The sequence below is a fragment of the Gardnerella lacydonensis genome (assembly GCF_048545055.1).
GTDB lineage: Bacteria > Actinomycetota > Actinomycetes > Actinomycetales > Bifidobacteriaceae > Bifidobacterium > Bifidobacterium vaginale_C.
In genome coordinates this window covers 1-20,967 of sequence record NZ_JBKQXT010000006.1, presented here as the reverse complement: position 1 = coordinate 20,967, position 20,967 = coordinate 1, and the positions used below count along the sequence as shown (strand labels likewise).

Below are 20,967 nucleotides of genomic sequence, written 5' to 3'. Positions count from 1 at the left end.
TTTAGATATTCAGAAGGTTTGATGTATTTCTCTACGAGCAATAAATAGCGCCAACCTGAAGCCTTAGAATATTAACGTTCATAAGCTATCCGTAAAGGTGCGCGTCACTTGCGAGGAGAGAAATACATCAAACCTCGCACAACAGTAAGTAAGGAGCGCGCAACCCCAAATAGGAAAGCGCAATAAAATAAAAAACGCAGACTGCGTGGCAATCTGCGTTTGTAAATCAGCTTGTGCTAAATCAAGTTTAGCGGCAGCGCTTTGTAAGTGGAATCCACGGATCAAGCATTACAGGCTCCTGATCCAATATTGCTCGCGTTGCTTCATCAAGATACTTCTTGTTAATAATGATTTCTGTAACGTAGCGGTCAAACCACTGTGCGGATCCAACGTAGTATCCGTCTTCGCCGTTATCCTTGCCCCAGCTGTTTTCAATCTTCCAGCGGTCTGGCTCGCCATCTTTGTTAAGGTTTACGCCAGTAAAGGTCATTGCGTGGTTGCCTGGGCAATCCATATATTCCAAACCTTTAGCTTTGTCGAATGTAAACTCTACGTCGAATAGTTCGTCTACGCGCACAACTGCAGGATCAAAGAATCCATCTTGTCTGAGTGAGAACTGAGTGCAATCGCAAGCGAACCAGATTGGGTGTCCGTCTTTTAGCTGATCGACAGCGGCTTTGCGGAATACTTCTAGCGCAACGTTTGCAAACTCCATTTCCTTCGTCTCAGCAACGTTTGTGGTGTATTTAAGCTGGTAGAGCTTGTTGAATGGAGTGTGTTCCATTGGGGAGTTGCACAAGCTCACAAAGTCGTTTACGTCAATTGGAACGTATTTCTTTGCGAATTCTAGTGGTGTTATTCCATATTCGCGAATCATTGGACGATCGTCTTTGCCAGTCTTTGGCTTATCGTCCTTCTTATCGTCTTCTTTGGCTTCGTTCTTTTTGTCGTCCTTTTCGTCTTTCTTATCATCGTCATCTTTAGTACGTGCAATGAAGTCGAAACGCTCTGGTGGCTCGCCAAGTGCGATAGCTGTCATACGGTATACGGTTTCAAGGTCGCGGATTTTCATTTCGCGCAACTCTTCTATGGAAGTACCGTTCTTGTGTGCTTCGCGCAATTCAGCCGCGAATTCACGCAACTTGGTGTTTATGTATTGCACGAATGCATCTGAGTCAATAGCATTCTGTGAATCTGGGTATGCGCTTTTTGGTACGAGTCCGTACTTGTTTACCAAGTTAACGAACATTTGCCACCATCCGCCGTCGTCGATTGGACCGTAGTTAATGTTTTCAAAGATTCGACTATCTAGGGTTTCGTCTAATGTTGCCAACACGTTTTCCAAGTACGCATTTGCCTTTTCAATCTTGTCCCAGAAGAACAGGTAGCTTTCGGAAAACTCGAAGTCGTCTAAATTCCACTTGTGCATTAATTCGTAACGCAAAGTGTTAAGGGAAGCGAACATCCAGCAACGTCCAGAGTGCTGTTGGTTTGTTATTGATCCTTGTTTTAATTCTATGGAGAAGTTGCGTGGTAAAGCGCGTTGTCCTTGATAGCTTGTTGCAGCTTTAAGAACGCCGCTTGCTACAGAAGCGTTTGCGGCTACTCGATTTGCTCGCTGTTCGTTAAAATGCTTGGAATATTCGCGCACGTTGTCTATGGTAACGGCTTTTACGTTTTCAGACATATATCTCCTTTTGTTGTTAGGTTGAAAATAGGCGAATAAGCGTTATTGTAGCGTGTTCAATGCACGAGTAGCGTTTTGCGTGGTCTGTGCTTTTTTAATAGGATACTAGTAAAACTAATTGCAATGTGTTTTGTTAGTACGAAATGTTATTGTATTTACACTTTTATTACGATTTACGAAACTAATTTTCGTAAAATTTAAATAATTCCGTTAAATATTCTGATGTTTTGTTGATTTTGTGTATTAATTTTTGTGATAATTGATATTTATTCCGTATTATTGCATGTTTATTTTAAGCAATGTACATAGGTTAGCTAAAAATATACTAATTACATGTCCCATTTATGAGGGCTTACTTAAGTGTGCCTTGAGTATGCTTTTGATTTGCTTTTGCAACTGGGTATAGCAAACGATAGCAGTGTGCAGGCTTGAGGCTTGCAGTTACCAAATGGAGGTAACAATGTTTAGACGTAGAAAAGAGTCACAATGATACGATACATCGTTAAACGATGCCTGAATTATGTTGTGATGCTGTTTGTCTCCGTATCCATGACGTATTTCTTGGCAAGTGCTTTTATGGATCCGCGATCGAATTATATGTCTAGGCATCCGCATCCACCAATTCCTTCGATTAACCGTTCTTTGGATTTGGCGAACATTAACGACCAAACTCCAGTTATTACGAGATATTTGCGTTGGATTACTGGCGTTCTTACTCGTTGGGATTGGGGATTAAGCCCAGAGCAGGCTCCTGTTGGTCCTGCGATTGCGGCTCGTATTGGTGCGTCTGTCCAATTAGTTACTTGCGCAACTGTTCTTGGTATTGTTTTCGGTGTTAGTGTTGGCGTTTATACTGCTATTCGTCAATATAAGTGGCAAGACAGGGTTCTTAACTCTATTGCTACGTTCTTGCTTGTTGTTCCAGCTGCTGTGTTTGGATTGCTTATTGTGTTAGCTGCAATTAGCGTTAACAATGCTGCTGGCTCTCGTTTATTCTTTGTTACGGGATTGCATTCTTATCAAGGTTCTAACCCTATTGCTTTTGTTCTTGACTTCTTACAGCATTTGATTTTGCCGACAATTGTTATGACTGTTCCTGGCATGGTTGGATACCATCTTACGCAGCGCACTTATTTGCTTGACACTATGAATGCTGATTATGTTCGCACTGCTCGTGCTAAGGGATTGCCTTTGAACATTGCTATTCGCCGCCACGCTTTGCGTACTTCTTTGATTCCTACAGCTGTGGACGTCGCCTTCTCTATTGCAGGTGTGTTCACGGGTGCTGTGATTACTGAGACCGTGTTCGCAATTAACGGTTTGGGTAGCTATTTTGTGCAAACAATTTCTAATAATGACATTAATGGTTCTGTTGCTATTGCTGCATTCGGAGCTGTGTGTACTTTGGCTGGAGCTTTGCTGGCAGATATCTTCTCTGCTTGGCTTGATCCACGTATTCGCTTGAACTAATTGCAGAACAGTGTAGGTGTTATTGATATGAGTAAAAAAGATGTATCTTCAAACCTTCAAGAGTCTGCTGCAGACAAGAAGGCGACTGCTAATTCTTGGGGTAATTTTAAGCGCACTGGCAAGATTACGCTTTATACGCGTCGTTTCTTTAGGCGACCATCTGCCGTCGTTGGCTTGGTTTTGCTTGTGTTCTTGATTCTTCTTGCGTTGTTTGGATCTAAGATTAGTAAGTGGGGTTACGATGAGCCTGATTTTACTGCTCTTGCAACTCCTCCTAGCGCAGAGCATTGGCTTGGCACAACGCCTGGCGGTTCTGACATGTATGCAATGGTTGTTCGCGGACTTGGTCGCTCGCTTTCTATTGGTATTGTAAGCTCCATTTCTATTACAATTATTGCTGCTTTGGTTGGTACTGCTATTTCTTACTTTGAGGGTTGGTTTGAGCAAGTTGGCATGTGGGTTTTGGACATGCTTTTGATTGTTCCATCCTTCTTGCTTATTGCTTTGATTGTTAGCTCCGCGACTGGTGGCAATGATTGGCTTTGGCTTGCATTTGGTATGACTTCCTTTGGTTGGATTGGTTATGCTCGTACGCTTAGAACTTTGACTTTGAGTTTGCGCGAGCGTGAATATGTGCGCGCAGCCAAGTTTGAAGGTGTTTCTTCGTTCCGCATTATTGTTCGCCACCTTGTTCCAAATCTTGGTTCTGTATTGATTATTAATACGGTTCTCGGTGTTATTGGTGCAATCAACGGCGAAACCGCATTGAGCTTCTTGGGTCTTGGTATCAAGGCTCCAGATACTTCTTTGGGTACTCTTCTTAATGTTGGTCAAAGTAGCGTTATGACCTCTCCTTGGGTTCTTTTGGTTCCTTCTGCGGTTTTGGTTATTTTGACTTTCTCCGTTCAGCTTATTGGCGATGGTCTTCGCGATGCGATTGATCCATATTCTAGGTCTGTTGGTAAGGCCGAGTAAGGCTTGTTGGAGGTTTAAACATGACTGATATGGTGAATGACGCAATTAAGGAAGATTCTGTGATGGAAAATCAGAACAACGAACCACTTCTTTCTGTACGCAATTTGCAAGTTAGCTTTGCTTCGGAAGCTGGTACGGTTCATGCAGTACGCAATATGAATTTTGATTTGTACCGCGGAAAAACCATTGGTATTGTAGGTGAATCTGGATCTGGTAAGTCGGTTACTTCCCTTGCTGTTATGGGCTTGCTGGATAAGAACGCGTCTGTTAAGGGTTCTGTTGTTTATAAGGGCGAAGAGCTGTTAACGAAGTCTGATGCAGAGATGAGTAAGATTCGTGGCAAGAATATTGCTATGGTATTCCAGGATCCTCTTTCTGCTTTAACTCCAGTGTTTTCTATTGGAGATCAGCTTAAGGAAGCTTTGGTTATTCATAATCCAGATATGACCGAAGAACAGATTCGTGAGCGCTCTATTGAATTGCTTAACTTGGTTGGTATCACTAAGCCAGCTGAGCGCTTAAAGTCTTTCCCTCATGAGTTTTCTGGCGGTATGCGTCAGCGCGTTATGATTGCTATGGCAATCGCGAATAACCCAGATATTATTATTGCTGATGAGCCTACTACCGCTTTGGATGTTACGATTCAGGCTCAAGTTTTGGATGTTTTGAAGAAAGCGCAGAAAGAAACTGGCGCCGCAATGATCTTCATTACTCACGATTTGGGTGTTATTGCTGGCGTTGCAGACGAAGTTATTGTTATGTATGCGGGTCATTTGGTTGAGCATAATAGCGTTGAGGAGATTTTTGCTCATCCAACTCAGCCATACACAATTGGCTTGCTTGGTGCTGTTCCTCGTGTTGATCAAAAGCGTACTCGCCGCTTAACTCCAATTTCTAAGCCAACAATGGATATGTTGATGGCAGAAGAAAAGAGTGGAGATACTAGCGACATGATGGGTCTGGAAGCAGAAAGCGAAACTGTTCGCGCGCTGCTTCATGCGGAAACCGAAAAAACGATTAAGCCAATGTTTGAGGGCATTCCTCGCGAGGATCGCAAGGTTGTTTTGGATGTTAAGGGATTGGTTAAAACGTTCCCAATTACAGGTGGCGGTTTCTTGCGACGCAAGGTTGGCGAGGTTCGTGCTGTTGATGGTATTGACCTTGAGATTCGCGAAGGCGAAACTGTGGCCCTTGTTGGCGAATCTGGTTCTGGTAAGTCAACTACTTTGATGGAAATCATGAGTTTAAAGAAGCCAGAAGCTGGCTCTATTACAGTTTTTGGCACCGAGCTTAACGATAAGTTGACTAAAGAGCAGCGTCGCGAGCTTCGTTCTAAGATTCAATACGTGTTCCAGGATCCTATGAGCTCTCTTGATCCTCGTATGCTTGTTTACGATATTTTGGCAGAGCCTCTTCATGTTCAAAAGAAGTCTAAGGAAGAGATTCGTCAGCGTATTGCTGAGCTTATGCAGCTTGTTGAGCTGAATCCAGATCAGGTTGATCGCTTCCCAACGCAGTTCTCTGGTGGCCAGCGTCAGCGTATTGCTATTGCTCGCGCTTTGGCTGTAAACCCTAAGCTGCTTCTTCTTGATGAGCCTGTTTCGGCTTTGGATGTTTCTATTCAGGCTGGCATTATTAACTTGCTTGAAGATTTGCAGGATAAGTTGGGTGTTGCTTACTTGTTTGTGGCTCACAACATGGCTGTTGTTCGTCATATTTCTAGCAGAATTGCTGTTATGTACCACGGACGCATTGTTGAATCTGGCGAAACGGATGAGGTATTTGATAATCCTAAGCATCCGTACACTAAGGCTTTGATTAGTGCTGTGCCAATTCCAGATCCTGCGATTGAGAAGAATCGTAAGCGTATTATTCTCAATGAAGAAGATTCGTTTGATGACGTTGCAAGCGTCTGATTCTAATCTTTTGTGAATACGCCTAAACTTTTGTTTAGGGCAATTTTGATCGCGTGTGTTATGCAAGACACACGCGATTTTTTGTTACAGGCACATAAATTCTAAAAAAAGTAATATATTTTGTTTTTTAATTAAAATAAACTAAAAAATTTTCTGTTTGACTGTTTTATGTATTTAATTTTCTTTTTTATGGATTAAATCTTAAGTAACAAAAGCTTAAATTCAGTATTTGTTAAAAAAGTCGTAACACAAAATGTCAAAAGATTAGATATACTCTACACACATACCAGAAAGCGGACATCATTTCTGGGGAATGAGAGGAATCATGAAAAAAACTAATGCAGGCAAATTAACTGTATTCGCCGCAGCTGCACTTTCTGTTGCAATGCTACTCGGCGCTTGCGGTGGCACAACTGCTACTACAGCAGATAAGGCCAAGGGCGGTATGACCGAAGAGCCAGCCGCAGGTGTGGATACTTCCTACACTGGCGCTCTTCCAATGCCTAAGGTTGACAAGCGCTATGACAATCCACAGCCTCGTGACAATGTTAAGGATGGCGGTACTTACACGTTCTCGCTTTCCGACATGGGTCCAAACTGGAACTACGCTTCTAACGACGGTAATACCGCTTATATGAGCACTTTGTGGGGCTTCTACCAGCCATCGCTTCCTTATTACGACACTGTTAAGGGCGAGAAGGTTAAGTACAACCCTGATTACATTACTTCTGTTAAGAAGGTTAGCGACAAGCCACTCGTAGTTCAGTACGATTTGAACCCAAAGGCTAAGTGGAACGATGGTACAGACATCGACTACACTGCTTTCAAGGCTACTTGGGAAGTTATGAATGGCAAGAACGAAGCCTACTCTGTACCATCTCACGAGGGCTATGATTGCATTGAGTCCGTTGAGCAGGGCGCAAATCCTAAGCAAGTAATCGTTAAGTACAATAAGCCATGCGCAACTTGGGAATTGCTTTTCGCTCCATTGGTTCATCCAAAGGCAACCGATCCGACTGTGTTCAACCAGGGTTGGGTAAATAATCCTCACAACGAGTGGGGTGCAGGTCCATTCGAGATTCAGTCCGCAACTGAAGATCAGGTTGTTTTCGTGCGCAATCCAAAGTGGTGGGGCAAGAAGGCAAAGCTTGACAAGGTCGTTGTAAAGCGTATGGAAGATACCGCTGCAATGAACGCTTTCCAGAACGGCGAAATCGATTCCGTGGATTCCATCTCCACCAAGGATAAGATCAAGGCTGCTCGTAGCGTTAAGGGCGCTCAGCTCCGTTACGGCTACAGCACCAAGATTCGTGTTATTAACTTAAACGCAAAGGCTGGCGCATTCAAGGATAAGGCCGTGCGTAAGGCTGTTGTTCAGGCATTCGACGTTGCTACATACAACAAGATTCAGTTCCAGGGAATGAGCTGGAAGAGCGAGCAGCCAGGTTCGGAGCTTCTCTCCATGTTCCAGGCTGGCTACAAGAACAACCTCCCAGCTGATGGTAAGTTCAACGTAGAAAACGCTAAGAAGACTCTTGAGGCCGCTGGCTACAAGATGGGCAAAGACGGCTACTACGCTAAGAATGGTAAGACCGTTCAGTTTACATTTACCTTCTTCGGCGATGACTCCACTCAGGCAGCTCTTGCTAACGCATTCCAGGCAATGATGAAGAAGGCTGGAATGAAGTGCAAGACTGTAAACAAGCCTGCATCTAAGTTCTCTAAGACTGTAAGCTCCTTCGACTTCCAGGTGCTTCCAATGGCTTGGGTTTCCCAATCTCCATTGAGCTTCTTGGCATCCGCTTCCCAGGTATACGGTTCTAAGAGCGATTCCAACTTTACTGGCACTGGCAGCAAGAAGATTGATGCCGTTCTAGCCAAGATTGGCAAGACCTACGATTACAAGGAACAGACTGCATTGGCCAACAAGGGTGAGTCCATGGCTTTCGCCGAGTATGGTACACTCCCAGTTTCTGCTCCTCCAACCTATCAGGCATACAAGAAGGGCTTCGCTAACGGCGGTCCTGCTGGATATGCTAACGTTTTTGTTGAAAACATTGGTTGGCAGAAGTGAGTAAATTTGTAGCGATAACTCGCGCAAGTTTACTAAGCTGATTGCTTAACTTATAGCATGTGGCGTGTGGTCTTTGGCTGCACGCCACATGCTTTCGTGCGCTTTGACTGAGCTTGAAATCAACAGGATTTCAAGCTCCTTCAAAGCGTGATTTGGCTCAATTGTGAAGCACGGTGTGCTTCACATGCCAAATCAGCCGAACGGCTATGCCGTGAGGAATAAGCGCTCGCTACGAAACTCGCTCAACACCAAACAAGAGCTGTCGATTAAACTATAAATTTAAGATTAAGTCTCAAAAAACAAAGTCAAAAATAAGGGAGAATCTAGCGCATGTATGTAAATCCAAATAAACGCAAAGACGCGAGTAACGTGCGCTGGGTTTTGCAATATTGTAAGCCAGATATGTGGAGAGTAGGCGTATCGCTAGTTCTTTTTACTATAAACGACACAATGGCAATGACAATGCCTCTGCTTTCGGGCTTTATTGTAGACAAAATAATTATTGGCAAACAGCATGATTTACTTCTTGGCGTATGCGTGCTAATGGTTGCAATGATGATTGTTCGCGTTGGATCAAGGTATATCTACCAGCTTCTAATGGAAAAGTTTGGCCAAAATGCCGTGTATCGCCTTGTAAGCGACGAGTACGAAAAGCTACATTCGCTTGATTTTACGTACTTTAATCACACGCGCACAGGCGACATTATGAGCCGCATGACTTCGGATACGGACGCGATTCGCCACATTTTAAGCTGGGTATCTTATATGGCGCTGGATTGCTTAGTGATGTTTGTGTTTGCGCTAGTTATAATGTTTTCAATCCAATGGCAGCTAGCGCTAGCACTTATGGCAATTACGCCATTTTTGTTCTTGCTTGCAAGACTTATGGGCAAGAATGCTAGGCCAAAGTTTCTTGCGATTCGCGAATCGTTTGCGCGAATGAACTCAATGGTAGAAGAAAATATTGAAGGCAATCGTGTTGTAAAGGCTTTTGTGCGCGAGCCTTTTGAAACACAGAAATTCGATAAATGCAACGAAGACTACTTTAACCGCAATATTACGCTTGCAAAAAACACGCAAAAATACATGCCATGGCTTGACGGCATGGGCTTTGCGCTAGAGCTTGTAACAGTAGGATTTGGCGGATGGCTTGTGCTTAACGGAAGCATGACTTTGGGCGCGTTTGTAACGTTTAACAGCTTCCTTTGGATGCTCCACATGCCAGTAAGAATGGTTGGGTGGCTTATTAACGATTGGCAGCGATTCAACGCAGGATGTGTAAATATTCGTAAGCTTCTTACGCAAGAATCGCATATTGATTTGCCATCTGCCTCCGAGAAAAACGTTAAGGTAAAGGGCCATGTAACTTTTGAACACGTTGATTTTGCGTTCCCAGATGATCTTGATTCCCCAGTTTTAAGCGATATTGATTTAGATGTTCCAGCAGGCACAAAGCTTGGAATCTTAGGCGAAACAGGAGCTGGAAAGTCAACGCTTGTAAGTCTTATAGCAAGATTCTATGATCCTACGCGTGGTCGTGTTTTAATTGATGGAAAAGACGTGCGCGAATTGCCTCTAGAAACTGTTAGAAATCAAGTTAGCATAGTTGCGCAAGAAACATTCCTGTTTTCCGATACGATTGCAGGAAATATTGGCTTTGGGTTGCCTCAAAACGAGGAAAATTGCAAAGAATTAGATAACACGATTAGGCGCATGGCAAGAATCGCAGATGCAGACGATTTTATTATGAATATGCCAGAAGGCTACGAAACTATAGTAGGCGAGCGAGGAGTTGGTCTTTCGGGCGGTCAAAAGCAGCGCTTAAGTCTTGCTCGCGCGCTAGCTAATAATCCTGCAATCTTGATTATGGACGATACAACTTCTGCAGTAGACATGGAAACTGAGGAGCATATCCAAAAAGAGCTAAAAAAGTTAGATGGTTCTCGCACAGTAATCACAATTGCGCACAGAATCTCGTCTGTTAAAGATGCAGACATGATTATTGTGCTAGATCACGGCAAAATCGTAGAACGCGGAACGCATGAGCATCTTGTGGCGTCGCATGGAAGATATTGGGAAATCTACAAAAAGCAGCTTGGTATGCAAATGGGCAAAGCTTTGGGATTTGAAGATTTAGACAAGGCTAAAGGTGAGTAGAATGGCGCAACGCAACACTTATAAAGAAGATGAAAGCCAAGAAGAGCACGTAAATTTACACGAGTTGATGCGCGTTCGCAAATACATAAAGCCGTACGCATGGCAGCTAGTCAAAATAGTTTTAGTTGTTATTAGCGGAAGTTGCATTATGACAATAACGCCAATGATTACAAAAACACTTATAGACGTAGTTTTGCCTAATAAAAACGTTTCGTATTTGTATGCGCTTATTGCATTGTTTGGCGTGCTTATTGTGTTGTATGAGCTTGGTTTGGCATACAGAACGCTTGCTATTACGCGACTTGGTCAAATGATAATTAAAGATATGCGCCGCGATATTTTTACGCACGTGCAATCGTTGTCGTTTGATTACTTCGATTCGCGCCCACACGGCAAAATTTTGATTCGCATAGTAAACTACATTAATACGCTTTCCGACACGCTTTCGTCTGGTTTAATCAACGTATTTTCCGATGTTTTTGTGCTAATCATTACGCTGATCGCAATGTTTTCTATAGATTGGCGAATGGCATTGTGGAGCCTTGTATTATTCCCAGTTTTTATAATCTGGACTCGCACTTTGCAAATTTTGCAACGAAAAGCGTCTAAAAAACTGTCAAATAAGCAAAGCAATCTTAACGCATATTTGCACGAATCAATCGCAGGAGTAAAAACCACTCAAACTTTTGCGCGTGAATCAGAACAATACGCTACATTCCAAGAGCAGCAGTCGGGAGTCAGAAAAGCGTGGATGCGAAACGTTAGAGTGCAAATGCTACTTTGGCCAGGAGCTTCGATTATTGAAAGCGCAGCAATTTCGCTGCTCTACTACGTTGGCATAACAAACGCGAGCAGTATGAACATAAGCACGGGTACGCTTATAGCATTTGTGTGGTATTCGAGTACTTTTTGGGAGCCAGTTGTAAACATTGGTAACTTCTACACGCAACTTGTAACATGCTCAGTGTATTTGGAGCGTATTTTTGAAACGCTAAGCATTAAGCCAAATATTGTAGATAAGCCAGATGCAAAAGAATTGCCGCAAATTAAAGGCAGGGTTTACGTAAACGACGTTGTGTTCCGCTACGAAGAGAACGGAAAGCCGATTTTGAATTTAGTTGACTTGCACATTGAGCCTGGAACAACGGTTGCGCTTGTAGGTCCTACTGGAGCGGGTAAAACAACGCTTGTAAGCCTGCTTTCTAGATTCTACGACGTTTCCGAAGGCTCAATCACAATTGACGGCTACGATGTGCGCTCAATAACGTTAGCATCTTTGCGCAAACAAATGGGCGTTATGCTTCAAGACAGCTTTATATTTAGCGGAACTGTTAAAGAAAACATTCGTTACGGTAAGCTTGATGCAACAGACGAGGAGATTGAGTCGGCGGCTCGCATAGTTCACGCGCACGAGTTTATTGAAGAATTGCCTAATGGCTACGATACGGAAATTGAGGAGCGAGGAGCCACTCTTTCTGCAGGACAAAGGCAGCTTATATCGTTTGCCAGAGTATTACTTGCGAATCCGCGAATTCTAATTCTAGACGAAGCAACAAGCAATATAGATACGCGTACAGAAGAGGCGTTGCAAGCTGGATTGGCTCAATTGCTTAAAAATCGTACTTCTTTTGTGATTGCACACAGGCTTTCTACAATCGAGAATGCGGATTTGATTTGTGTGATTGACCATGGGCAAATCGTGGAGCGCGGAAGCCACGAGCAACTTATGGAGCAAAAAGGTGCATACTACAGGCTTGTGGAATCGCAATACGCTGCGATTAGTGCTGCGATCCAGTAAGCGCAAAAGTTGCGTTTTAAGTCACGTTTTAAGTCACGTTAAATATGCGACTACACTTGTAAATCATGAGTAAGCATCATCGCGAGCACAATTGGGCGCCTTCTTTAACAGAGCAGTCTGAAATATGGCAGAATCTAATTAAAGAAGGCATAACAATTGCAGACGACCACACACACATGTTAAGCGTAGTGGATTTTGCAAAAAATCTTAATCAAGAATTATCGCAAAAAGGGCGAGAACCAATTGCGGAACCAAGTGCAGATGACTTAGTAAATAGCGCAAAAGCATCAGGCGTTTCTAAAATGATTGAAGTTGGATGCGAATACCCAGATTGGCAGCCAACAATAGATTTTGCGGCAGCTCACGCGGATTGCGTGCGTGCTGCAATAGCGATTCACCCCAATGAAGCGCCTCTACACGGTCATAGGGGAGCAGAAGGGCCAGACGGCTTACCGGTGGTTTATAAGCCGTACCACGATATTCCATTTGACGAAGCAATGCAACACTTGCGCTCGCTAGTCGTAGATAACGCAGAAGAAGTAGTGGCAATAGGTGAAACGGGATTAGACTATTTTCGCACAGGCGAGTCTGCAAGGATTTACCAACGCGAATCATTCCGCGCGCATATAGCACTTGCAAAAGAGCTTAATTTGCCGCTTCAAATTCACGATAGAGATGCTCATAGTGATGTTGTAGAAATTTTGCTAAAAGACGGAGCGCCAGAGCGCACAGTGTTTCACAGCTATTCTGGCGGGAAAGACTTAGCTCAAGTGCTAAAAGAAAACGGATGGTACGCAAGTTTTTCTGGAACGATTAGCTATAAAGGTAACGAAGATTTACAAGAATCTGCGCGAATCATTGGCAAAGATCACATAACTGTTGAAACAGATGCGCCGTACCTTACACCAATGCCGTATAGGGGTCGTCCGAACGCGCCTTATATGGTTCCTTATACACTTGAATCGTTAGCAACCGCGCTTGACTGTTCTTTGCTAGAAGTAGCAAAGTCAACTTTAAAAACAACGAAAGAAATCTACGGTTTTTAGATGATCTAGTCTTATATTCTTGCTTTGATTAAGCCTTATTTTTCAAGGATTCTGTGGCAATTTTGCGCTATATATCTGTTATTGTATACAATATTTAGGTACAAATAAATAAAACTGTAAGCAGTAAGACCATATGCGACTTCTTATTATGGCAGATTATTGCAAAGAAGAGGTCTTACTTTTTGGAGGAAAAATCAAGCATGACTAAGTCACGCGTTTCAGCGCTATCTAACGATGACGCTAAGGATCTTCGCAACGGGGCGAAGGAGTCTGAGAAGGCTGCTAAGGGAGTAACGAACCCTAAAGAGGCGATTCTAAAAGCCGCTTCTTTTACAAAAGCGCCAAAAGTTTCTCAGAAAACCACCACTCGCGAAGAACGAGAGGCGTTGGCGTATCAGCAGGCTAAAGAAGTTAAAGAGGCTGAAAAGCTTGCGGATAGTGCGGTTAGAGGTCCACTTGGCAGATGGTGGGCGAAGATCCAAACCAGCTCAGATAAATTTACTTTAGGTATGTCGATAGTGGCATTGGGCGTTGTTTATGGAGATATTGGAACTTCTCCTTTGTACACTGCTCAAACATTCTTAGCTGGTCAAGGCGGATTGCAAAACATTAGTCGCGAAGCCGTTTACGGAATGTTATCCCTAGTGTTTTGGTCAATCACGCTGATCACAACCGTAAAATACGTGTTTGTAGCTATGCGCACAGACAACAAAGGCGAAGGTGGAATTTTTGCACTCTACTCGCTTATTAGACGAAAAGGCGCGTGGCTTGCGATTCCAGCAATGATTGGCGGTGCTGCGTTCCTTGCTGATTCTGTTTTAACTCCAGCAGTTTCAATATCTTCCGCAGTAGAAGGTCTGCGAACTATATCTGCGTTTAGGCCTATTTTCTTAGAAAACGACAATCTATCTTTAATGATCACCGTGGTTATTATTGTGATTCTGTTTTCGGTTCAACAGCGAGGAACTGAAAGAATAGGCAAAGTTTTCGGCATAGTAGTTATGATATGGTTCGGATTCCTAGCGCTTGTTGGAATCATGAATATTGGAGAAGATTGGGCAATTTTTGAAGCTTTGAACCCAATTTACGGCTTGAAGTTTTTGTTTAGTTCGCACAATGTGCAAGGAATGGCGTTAATGGGCATCATATTCCTTTCCACAACAGGTGCGGAAGCCTTGTATTCTGATATGGGCCATGTTGGGCGTGGAAACGTTTACGTTACGTGGCCATTTATTAAAGTTGCTCTTGTTCTAAACTACTTTGGTCAAGGCAGCTGGATGCTACAACATCAAAACAATAAAGCATTATGGTCTATAGAAGGCTTAAATCCTTTCTTCCAGATGCTCAGCCCGAATTTACGTTATGTAGCCGTTGTGCTTTCTGTAACAGCAGGCATTATTGCATCACAGGCTTTGATTACTGGTGCATTCACTATGGTTTCAGAAGCTACAAGCCTTAATTGGATGCCTCATCTCCAGGTGCGTTACCCTGCGCGTACTCGTGGTCAGCTTTATATTCCAGTTGTTAATTTTGTGCTTTGTCTTGCAACTCTTACGGTTTTAGCTGTGTTTAAAGATTCAGAGCATATATCTGGAGCATACGGTCTTGCGCTTACGCTTACCATGATTGCTACAACAACACTTCTTACTGTTCACATGTGGTATCAAAAGAAGAAGATTGCTGCTTTAATTTTTGCCACTGTGTTCTTGATTATCGAGATTTTGTTCTTTATAGCATCTATGGCAAAATTCATGCATGGTGGTTGGTTTACCATGATTCTTGGGGCTACGATTCTTATCGTTATGCTCACTTGGAAGGATGGCACTAAGATTGAGCGTTCTCAACGCTTGCACATGAAGCCTAAGGATTTTCTGCCTGTGCTAGATAAGCTTCATCGTGATTTCCGTATTCCTTATTTTGCAGATAACATTGTTTATTTGACTTCAGATAAGGAAATGAAGCGTTTGGATACTGGAATCTTCTTCTCTATTTTTGCGGATCATCCTAAGCGTGCGCGCGCGTGGTGGGCTGTGTCAGTGGAAACGGATGATGCTCCGTTTACTCGCGAATATTGCGTGGAGAATTTTGGTACGGACTATTTGTTCCGCGTTAAGATCAAACTTGGGTTTAAGGTTTCTCCTTCGATTCCTGCGTATTTGCATCAGATTATGCACGATTTGTCGCATACTGGCGAGCTTCCGCAACAGCAATCTGTGTACCCTAAGGTTGATGCGGATCCAGATATTGGTCCAATTCGTTACGTGCTTTTGCATAAGGCTTTGATGCCTGAGTCGAATATTTCTTTGCGTGGTGCGTTATCGCTAAAAATGAAGTATGCGATTCGTCATATTGCTGGAACGCCTGTTAAGTGGTTTGGATTAGCTCCGTATAATCCTGTTGTAGAAGTTCAGCCGTTGTTTGTTTCCACTCGTAGACCTCCTCGTTTAAAGAGAGAAGAAGTTGCTTCTTCTAGAGCAGTTCAGTCTTTGCAAGGTTCAGGAGTTGTGTCTGATGTTGCGTCGGATGCTGAACAAACAACTATTATGAACGCTAGAGATATTGTTAATGCAAATGTTTCTAGCGATGGCAAGTCTGAGAAGTCTGAAAAGTCTGCAAATAAGGATCCTAAGGAATCTAAAATATCTAACACTGGCAAAATCGCTAGAATAGATACTGGTCAGATTAAAGCAGTTAAAAAGTGAAGTGATTTAAGCAACTAAGCAACAAGTGCTTTGTTTGTGTTGCTTTATTGTGTTGCTTTGTTTTAAGGAGCGCGGTGTAATTATGCTTGCAGATTTGCCTGATTTTAATAGGATCGAAAAGTTGCATCGCGCTGCTGCGCCAAGTGAAGCTGCGTACAATTTGATTCACTGCCATTGTGTTGTTATTGCTACGATTTCTTGGATGCTCGCAAGACACCAAAATCAGTTGTTGGCTTTTAAGCAGCTTGGTAGTATTGAGGATTTTGCGGATAAGTCGCCAGCATCCGTCGAACGGATTATGCTATGTCAAATATCTAAAATCAATAAAGACTTAAAAAGTAGATGTGATTTAGCAAAGTCGTGTCTTGAAAAATTAATAAATTTAGATCCATTATCTCTTCCTCAAATCGATGGGGGTGCGGCTCCAAGTGATTATGTAGACGAATATGCTGCATTTGCTGGAGGATTGTTGCACGATATCGGAACTTATTTTGTTTTAGATAAAGACGGTTCGCGCGAAGAGAACGGTAAGTTGGAGTTTGACGGTCCTCATTATATTTTGCACGGCTTGCGCGGCTACAACTATTTGATTGATAACGGTTTTAGCGAAGATACTGCGCAATTTGCGCGTAATCATACTGGTGTAGGGCTGACTCGCGAGCAAGTTGTTTCGCAGAATTTACCGCTTCCAGCTGGCGACTATATTCCGCAAACTATTGAACAAGAAATTGTGATGGTTGCAGATAAATACAACAGTAAGTCGATTCCGCCGCGATTTTTAACAGTTGATACATATAGACGTAAAGCTGAACGATTTGGCGAAGAAAATGCAAAGCGATGGATGTTCTTGGTTAATAAGTATGGCAGAGTGAGTGTTTGCAAGCTTGCAGATTTCTTTGGGCTTAAGGTTGATTAAGCAAAGTTGATTAATCTTTGCTTAATCTTAGATTTTGCTTTTATGACTATAAAGCCGCTAATCCAAGTGCAGTGTTTACTTCGGCTACAATATCGTGCATAGCAGCGCTTGCTGCAGCTGCGTCACCTTCCATAATTGCCTGCGTCACCTTTTTATGGTTTAATATCGCTTCTTTGTTTGGTTTTTGCGGATAAAGATTTAGCTCAACTCTGCCGCGTAATACGCTTTCAACTATTGAACTAAGTTTTGCAAAAATCGGGTTACCGCTATTTGCAAGCAAAAGAGTATGGAACTGGATATCTAATTCATGAAAATCTGCCAGTCTATTTTCTTCCACTGCTTTTAGCATATCGTGACCAATTACGCCCACTTTATAGCGTATTTCTACATTTCCGCGTAATGCGCATCCAGCTGCTGCAGCGGGTTCTACAACAAGACGAAGTTCTGTTAATGCTCGTAGTTCATTTTCTCTGTATGGTGAATGTAATTTCCATGTGATTACGCGTGCATTTAAATCGTCCCAATTTTCTGGGCTGCAAGCTATTACGCCTGTTCCGCGTTGAAATTGTACACACCCCAAAGATGCTAATAGTCTTGTTGCTTCTCGAGCTACTGTTCTAGATATTCCATATTGTTTTTGAATATCTTCTAGTTTTCGATTAGTTTTTGGCTCCCATTTGTTATTTACTATTTCGTCTGCGAGAGCATCCGCTATAGATAGATGTAAAGGAGCGTTTTCGGTCACTAAGTCACTAGAAATTTGACTTTGTGTGGTATTAGACACCATATTTGCCTCGCAGTTTTATGTATATTTATGGTTTCATCCTAGCAAATAGAAAATGAAAATATAGTTATGCTCAAAAAATAATACATTAAAGACTCTTAATTCTTTGACAAAGAGTCTTTGTGTGGTATTCTTATAGTGTTGTCAATAACAAAGGAGCTATTATGGCGATTCACATTGTAGTGATGGGCGTTGCTGGTTGCGGCAAGTCTACTGTTTCTGAGGCAATTCGTGATCAACTTGGTTACACTCTGGCAGAAGGTGATGATTTTCATCCAAAAGCTAATATAGATAAAATGTCCGCAGGAATTGCGCTAACAGATGAAGATCGTTGGCCTTGGTTGGATCTTATTAACAAATGGATGGTTGCGCGTGAAAGTCTTGGAGAAAACACAGTTGTTTCAAGCTCTGCATTAAAACGGTCATATCGCGAAGTTCTTTCTAAAAATCTAAACGTGTACTTCTTGCATTTAAACGGAAGCCATGAGTTAATAGCGCAGAGGCTAAAAGATCGTAAAGGACACTTTATGCCGCCATCTTTATTGCCAAGTCAGTTCGCAATTTTGGAGCCTCTAGGTAAAGAAGAAAACGGAACCGTTATATCGATTGAAGGTTCTGTTGAAGATATGGTTCATAGAGCTATCAAAGCAGTGAAAGCATATGAACAATCGCAGCTGCAAAAACAATCATAAATGCAAAACAATAGCAATTGTAAAGTGGCGCAATTGTAAAGCAGCACAAAAATATACATTCAAAAATTACTAACGCAAATAACAAAGTTGTTAGCGCATTGATCGTAAACAAAAGATCACAAGGAATTATAAATAAAGCATCACAATAATTAAAACAATTCACAAAATCATGGAGGATTTATGAGTGGGTTAATTCTTGCGGCAATATTAGGTATAGCGCTTATTGTCGTACTTATTGCAGTGGTAAAAGTACATCCCTTCCTATCGTTGATGATTGGTTCGATTGCAACTGCAATCATTGCAGGAGTTCCATATGATAAAAGTCTTACAAGCTTTACTAATGGAGTTGGTTCCACAGCATCAGGAGTTGGATTACTCATTGCTTTAGGCGGAATTATTGGAATTCTTCTTACGCGTTCTGGTGGAGCAGACGTGATTTGTGACACCATACTTAAGAAAGCTCCAGAACATAAGCTTCCATGGGCTATGGCGCTGAGCGCATTTATTGTTGGAATTCCACTGTTCTTTGAAGTTGGTGTAGTGATACTTATACCAATTATTCTTCTTGTTGCTCGTCGTACAAAAATGCCAGTAATTGCTTTAGGAATACCGGCGCTCGCAGGCTTATCGGCTTTGCATGCTTTTGTACCGCCACATCCTGGACCGCTCGTTGCTATTGATGCTTTGCATGCAAACCTTGGATTGACTTTGGCTTTTGGTTTGATTATCGCCATACCAACTGTAGCAATCGCAGGACCTCTAATGGTTCATTGGATGGTAAAAATGGTTCCTATTCAAGCTAAGAAAGAAGAAGACAATAAGAAGGAAGATAAGCCACAAAATCGCCCTACATTCGCGGAAGCATCTAGCGTAATTTTACTTCCAGTAATTCTTATGCTTGCAGCCAGTGTTGTTGATATTACGGGGCAATCAAAATCTACATTTGGTAGTGTAATTGCATGGATTGGAACACCACTTGAAGCTCTTACAATCACCACTATTTTTGCGATGATATTATTTGCTATTCGCGCAAAGTGGAGTAGGGATACATTAAATTCTCTGGTAGGCCTTTCGTTCTCCTCAATTGCAAGTATCTTGTTGATAGTTGCTGCTGGAGGTGGATTCAAGCAAACTCTTGTAGATTCTGGAATTGGTAAAGTTATTGCTACGGGCATTGTTCAGGCAAATCTTAATCCTCTTCTTGCTGGATGGATTGTTGCTGTACTAATTAGGCTGGCGACTGGATCTGCAACCGTTGCAACCGTAACGGCATCTGGAATTGTTGCGCCTTTGGCTGCAAATCTAAATCAAGTACAATTAGCGTTACTCGTACTAGCTATTGGTGCTGGATCAATCTTCTTATCTCATGTAAATGATGCTGGATTCTGGTTGGTTAAAGAATATTTCGGTATGAGCGTAGGACAAACATTTAAAACATGGTCATTAATGGAAACAGTATTGTCTGTTGTTGGACTTGCAATTATTATGCTAGTTTCTGCTGTTGTTCCTGTGTTCATATGAAATTAAAAAGATTATCTGAATAAGTTTCGTGACAGTTTTTCAAAAGTTATTAAAAGTTATTAAAAGTTATCAAAAAATTTGAAAGAAGGAATTTATTATGCAATTAGGTGTTATCGGTTTAGGGCGCATGGGCGGAAACATGGTTAAGCGCTTGCGCGAAGGAGGTCATGAAGTTGTTGGATACGACGTTAGTGCCGAATCAAATCGAGATGTTGATTCTTTAGAAAAATTGGTACAAAGACTTTCTAGTCCGCGTATTGTATGGGTTATGGTTCCAGCTGGTTCTCCTACAGACACAACTATCGAAAAATTAAGCAATCTTCTCGAAGATAATGACCTAGTAATTGATGGAGGCAATACTAGGTATATTGATGATCAACGTCATTCTGCTGAATTAAAAGCAAAGGGAATCCATTTTATGGATGTTGGAGTTTCAGGCGGAGTTTGGGGATCTACTCGTGGTTACGCATTGATGGCTGGCGGCTCCGATGAAGATTATCAGAGAATGTTACCAATTTTCGAGACTTTGAAGCCTGAAGGCTCTGACGGACTAGTTCATGCTGGTGCTGTTGGTGGTGGTCATTTTGCCAAGATGGTTCACAATGGAATTGAATATGGCATGATGCAGGCTTTTGGTGAAGGCTTTGCAACAATGATGCGTTCAGAATTAATAGATGATCCAGCTAAGGTTATGTCTTCATGGCGCCAAGGTTCTGTTGTTCAATCTTGGTTGCTTGACTTATTCGCGCGCGCTGCAAAAGACGATCCTACATTAGAATCTATGCCTCCTGTTGCTAATGAATCTGGTGAAGCAAAGTGGATGGTTGAAGCTGCACTTGAACTTGGTGTTCCAACCCCAGTTACCGCATGCTCATTGTGGGCTCGCCAAGTATCTCGCGGAGGTGGAGATGACACTTTGCGAGTAGTTTCATCGTTGCGTGCGCAGTTTGGTGGCCATGTGACTAAAAAATAATCAAAGCAAGTAGAAAATATCTAAGGTAAAAATAGGTAAAATAGATAAAAAATAGATAAAGATTGTATAGATGGGCAGTTATGTGTTAATTGCCCATCTATTTTTGTTTGCGACACTCCCGGGTTTTGGGTTTTTTATGGTTTTTTGTTTGTTTTTTGGGTTGTTTTTGGTTTTGTGTTGGTGGTTGTGGTGGTTTGTTGTGGTTTTTTGCGTGTTTTCGACACGCCGATGTTTTGGCTTGTTTTCAATGGTTTTG

The 20,967-nt window shown here is 42.3% G+C and carries 14 protein-coding genes; 12 read left to right on the top strand and 2 right to left on the bottom strand.

Going from position 1 to position 20,967, the window contains the following annotated elements; all coding sequences use genetic code 11:
• Window positions 1-247: 247 nt before the first annotated feature.
• Window positions 248-1,687, bottom strand: coding sequence for a C1 family peptidase (locus ACJV45_RS06190; protein ID WP_419397896.1), 1,440 nt, complete (start codon window positions 1,685-1,687; stop codon window positions 248-250).
• Window positions 1,688-2,173: 486 nt separating this feature from the next.
• Between ACJV45_RS06190 and ACJV45_RS06185 the strand changes: the two genes are divergently transcribed.
• The 9 genes from ACJV45_RS06185 to ACJV45_RS06145 all read left to right on the top strand — a co-directional run bounded on the left by ACJV45_RS06185 (window position 2,174) and on the right by ACJV45_RS06145 (window position 16,741).
• Window positions 2,174-3,157, top strand: coding sequence for an ABC transporter permease (locus ACJV45_RS06185; protein ID WP_004138444.1), 984 nt, complete (start codon window positions 2,174-2,176; stop codon window positions 3,155-3,157).
• 27 nt (window positions 3,158-3,184) lie between these two features.
• Window positions 3,185-4,132 carry an ABC transporter permease gene (locus ACJV45_RS06180; protein ID WP_004113854.1) on the top strand — a complete coding sequence of 316 codons (948 nt, stop codon included), beginning with the start codon at window positions 3,185-3,187 and terminating at the stop codon, window positions 4,130-4,132.
• 20 nt (window positions 4,133-4,152) lie between these two features.
• On the top strand, window positions 4,153-6,048 hold the full coding sequence (locus tag ACJV45_RS06175; protein ID WP_020760736.1) for an ABC transporter ATP-binding protein: 1,896 nt from the start codon (window positions 4,153-4,155) through the stop codon (window positions 6,046-6,048).
• 325 nt (window positions 6,049-6,373) lie between these two features.
• Complete coding sequence (locus ACJV45_RS06170; RefSeq protein WP_004123171.1) at window positions 6,374-8,122, top strand: ABC transporter family substrate-binding protein; 1,749 nt, start codon at window positions 6,374-6,376, stop codon at window positions 8,120-8,122.
• A gap of 330 nt (window positions 8,123-8,452) precedes the next feature.
• A complete protein-coding gene (locus tag ACJV45_RS06165) occupies window positions 8,453-10,279 on the top strand; it encodes an ABC transporter ATP-binding protein (RefSeq protein WP_004123173.1) in 1,827 nt (608 codons plus the stop codon).
• A 1-nt stretch (window position 10,280) separates the two neighbouring features.
• Complete coding sequence (locus ACJV45_RS06160; protein ID WP_019261662.1) at window positions 10,281-12,077, top strand: ABC transporter ATP-binding protein; 1,797 nt, start codon at window positions 10,281-10,283, stop codon at window positions 12,075-12,077.
• 65 nt (window positions 12,078-12,142) lie between these two features.
• Window positions 12,143-13,123, top strand: a complete 981-nt coding sequence (locus tag ACJV45_RS06155; RefSeq protein ID WP_116692483.1) for a TatD family hydrolase — start codon at window positions 12,143-12,145, stop codon at window positions 13,121-13,123.
• A gap of 200 nt (window positions 13,124-13,323) precedes the next feature.
• On the top strand, window positions 13,324-15,825 hold the full coding sequence (locus tag ACJV45_RS06150; protein ID WP_016823665.1) for a KUP/HAK/KT family potassium transporter: 2,502 nt from the start codon (window positions 13,324-13,326) through the stop codon (window positions 15,823-15,825).
• An 82-nt stretch (window positions 15,826-15,907) separates the two neighbouring features.
• Window positions 15,908-16,741 carry an HD domain-containing protein gene (locus tag ACJV45_RS06145; RefSeq protein ID WP_419397895.1) on the top strand — a complete coding sequence of 278 codons (834 nt, stop codon included), beginning with the start codon at window positions 15,908-15,910 and terminating at the stop codon, window positions 16,739-16,741.
• A 46-nt stretch (window positions 16,742-16,787) separates the two neighbouring features.
• Here the strand turns inward: ACJV45_RS06145 and ACJV45_RS06140 are convergent, their stop codons facing one another.
• A complete protein-coding gene (locus ACJV45_RS06140; protein ID WP_419397894.1) occupies window positions 16,788-17,528 on the bottom strand; it encodes a FadR/GntR family transcriptional regulator in 741 nt (246 codons plus the stop codon).
• Window positions 17,529-17,689: 161 nt separating this feature from the next.
• Here ACJV45_RS06140 and ACJV45_RS06135 point away from each other — a divergent pair, with 161 nt between their 5' ends.
• The 3 genes from ACJV45_RS06135 (at window position 17,690) to gnd (ending at window position 20,711) form a co-directional block, all read left to right on the top strand.
• Window positions 17,690-18,217: a gluconokinase gene (locus tag ACJV45_RS06135; protein WP_016823661.1), complete on the top strand. Its 528-nt coding sequence runs from the start codon at window positions 17,690-17,692 to the stop codon at window positions 18,215-18,217.
• Between the two features lie 180 nt (window positions 18,218-18,397).
• Window positions 18,398-19,738 (top strand): GntP family permease, encoded by a 1,341-nt coding sequence (locus ACJV45_RS06130; protein WP_004124023.1) that lies wholly within the window; start codon window positions 18,398-18,400, stop codon window positions 19,736-19,738.
• A gap of 97 nt (window positions 19,739-19,835) precedes the next feature.
• Entirely contained in the window at window positions 19,836-20,711 is an 876-nt protein-coding gene (gnd, locus tag ACJV45_RS06125; RefSeq protein ID WP_419397893.1) for a phosphogluconate dehydrogenase (NAD(+)-dependent, decarboxylating), read from the top strand.
• Window positions 20,712-20,967 lie beyond the last annotated feature (256 nt).

Bases quoted from the DNA above. Each gene is read 5' to 3' on its own strand.
- ACJV45_RS06190 (WP_419397896.1), bottom strand. From the start codon at position 1,687: ATGTCTGAAAACGTAAAAGCCGTTACCATAGACAACGTGCGCGAATAT.
- ACJV45_RS06185 (WP_004138444.1), top strand. From the start codon at position 2,174: ATGATACGATACATCGTTAAACGATGCCTGAATTATGTTGTGATGCTG.
- ACJV45_RS06180 (WP_004113854.1), top strand. From the start codon at position 3,185: ATGAGTAAAAAAGATGTATCTTCAAACCTTCAAGAGTCTGCTGCAGAC.
- ACJV45_RS06175 (WP_020760736.1), top strand. From the start codon at position 4,153: ATGACTGATATGGTGAATGACGCAATTAAGGAAGATTCTGTGATGGAA.
- ACJV45_RS06170 (WP_004123171.1), top strand. From the start codon at position 6,374: ATGAAAAAAACTAATGCAGGCAAATTAACTGTATTCGCCGCAGCTGCA.
- ACJV45_RS06165 (WP_004123173.1), top strand. From the start codon at position 8,453: ATGTATGTAAATCCAAATAAACGCAAAGACGCGAGTAACGTGCGCTGG.
- ACJV45_RS06160 (WP_019261662.1), top strand. From the start codon at position 10,281: ATGGCGCAACGCAACACTTATAAAGAAGATGAAAGCCAAGAAGAGCAC.
- ACJV45_RS06155 (WP_116692483.1), top strand. From the start codon at position 12,143: ATGAGTAAGCATCATCGCGAGCACAATTGGGCGCCTTCTTTAACAGAG.
- ACJV45_RS06150 (WP_016823665.1), top strand. From the start codon at position 13,324: ATGACTAAGTCACGCGTTTCAGCGCTATCTAACGATGACGCTAAGGAT.
- ACJV45_RS06145 (WP_419397895.1), top strand. From the start codon at position 15,908: ATGCTTGCAGATTTGCCTGATTTTAATAGGATCGAAAAGTTGCATCGC.
- ACJV45_RS06140 (WP_419397894.1), bottom strand. From the start codon at position 17,528: ATGGTGTCTAATACCACACAAAGTCAAATTTCTAGTGACTTAGTGACC.
- ACJV45_RS06135 (WP_016823661.1), top strand. From the start codon at position 17,690: ATGGCGATTCACATTGTAGTGATGGGCGTTGCTGGTTGCGGCAAGTCT.
- ACJV45_RS06130 (WP_004124023.1), top strand. From the start codon at position 18,398: ATGAGTGGGTTAATTCTTGCGGCAATATTAGGTATAGCGCTTATTGTC.
- gnd (WP_419397893.1), top strand. From the start codon at position 19,836: ATGCAATTAGGTGTTATCGGTTTAGGGCGCATGGGCGGAAACATGGTT.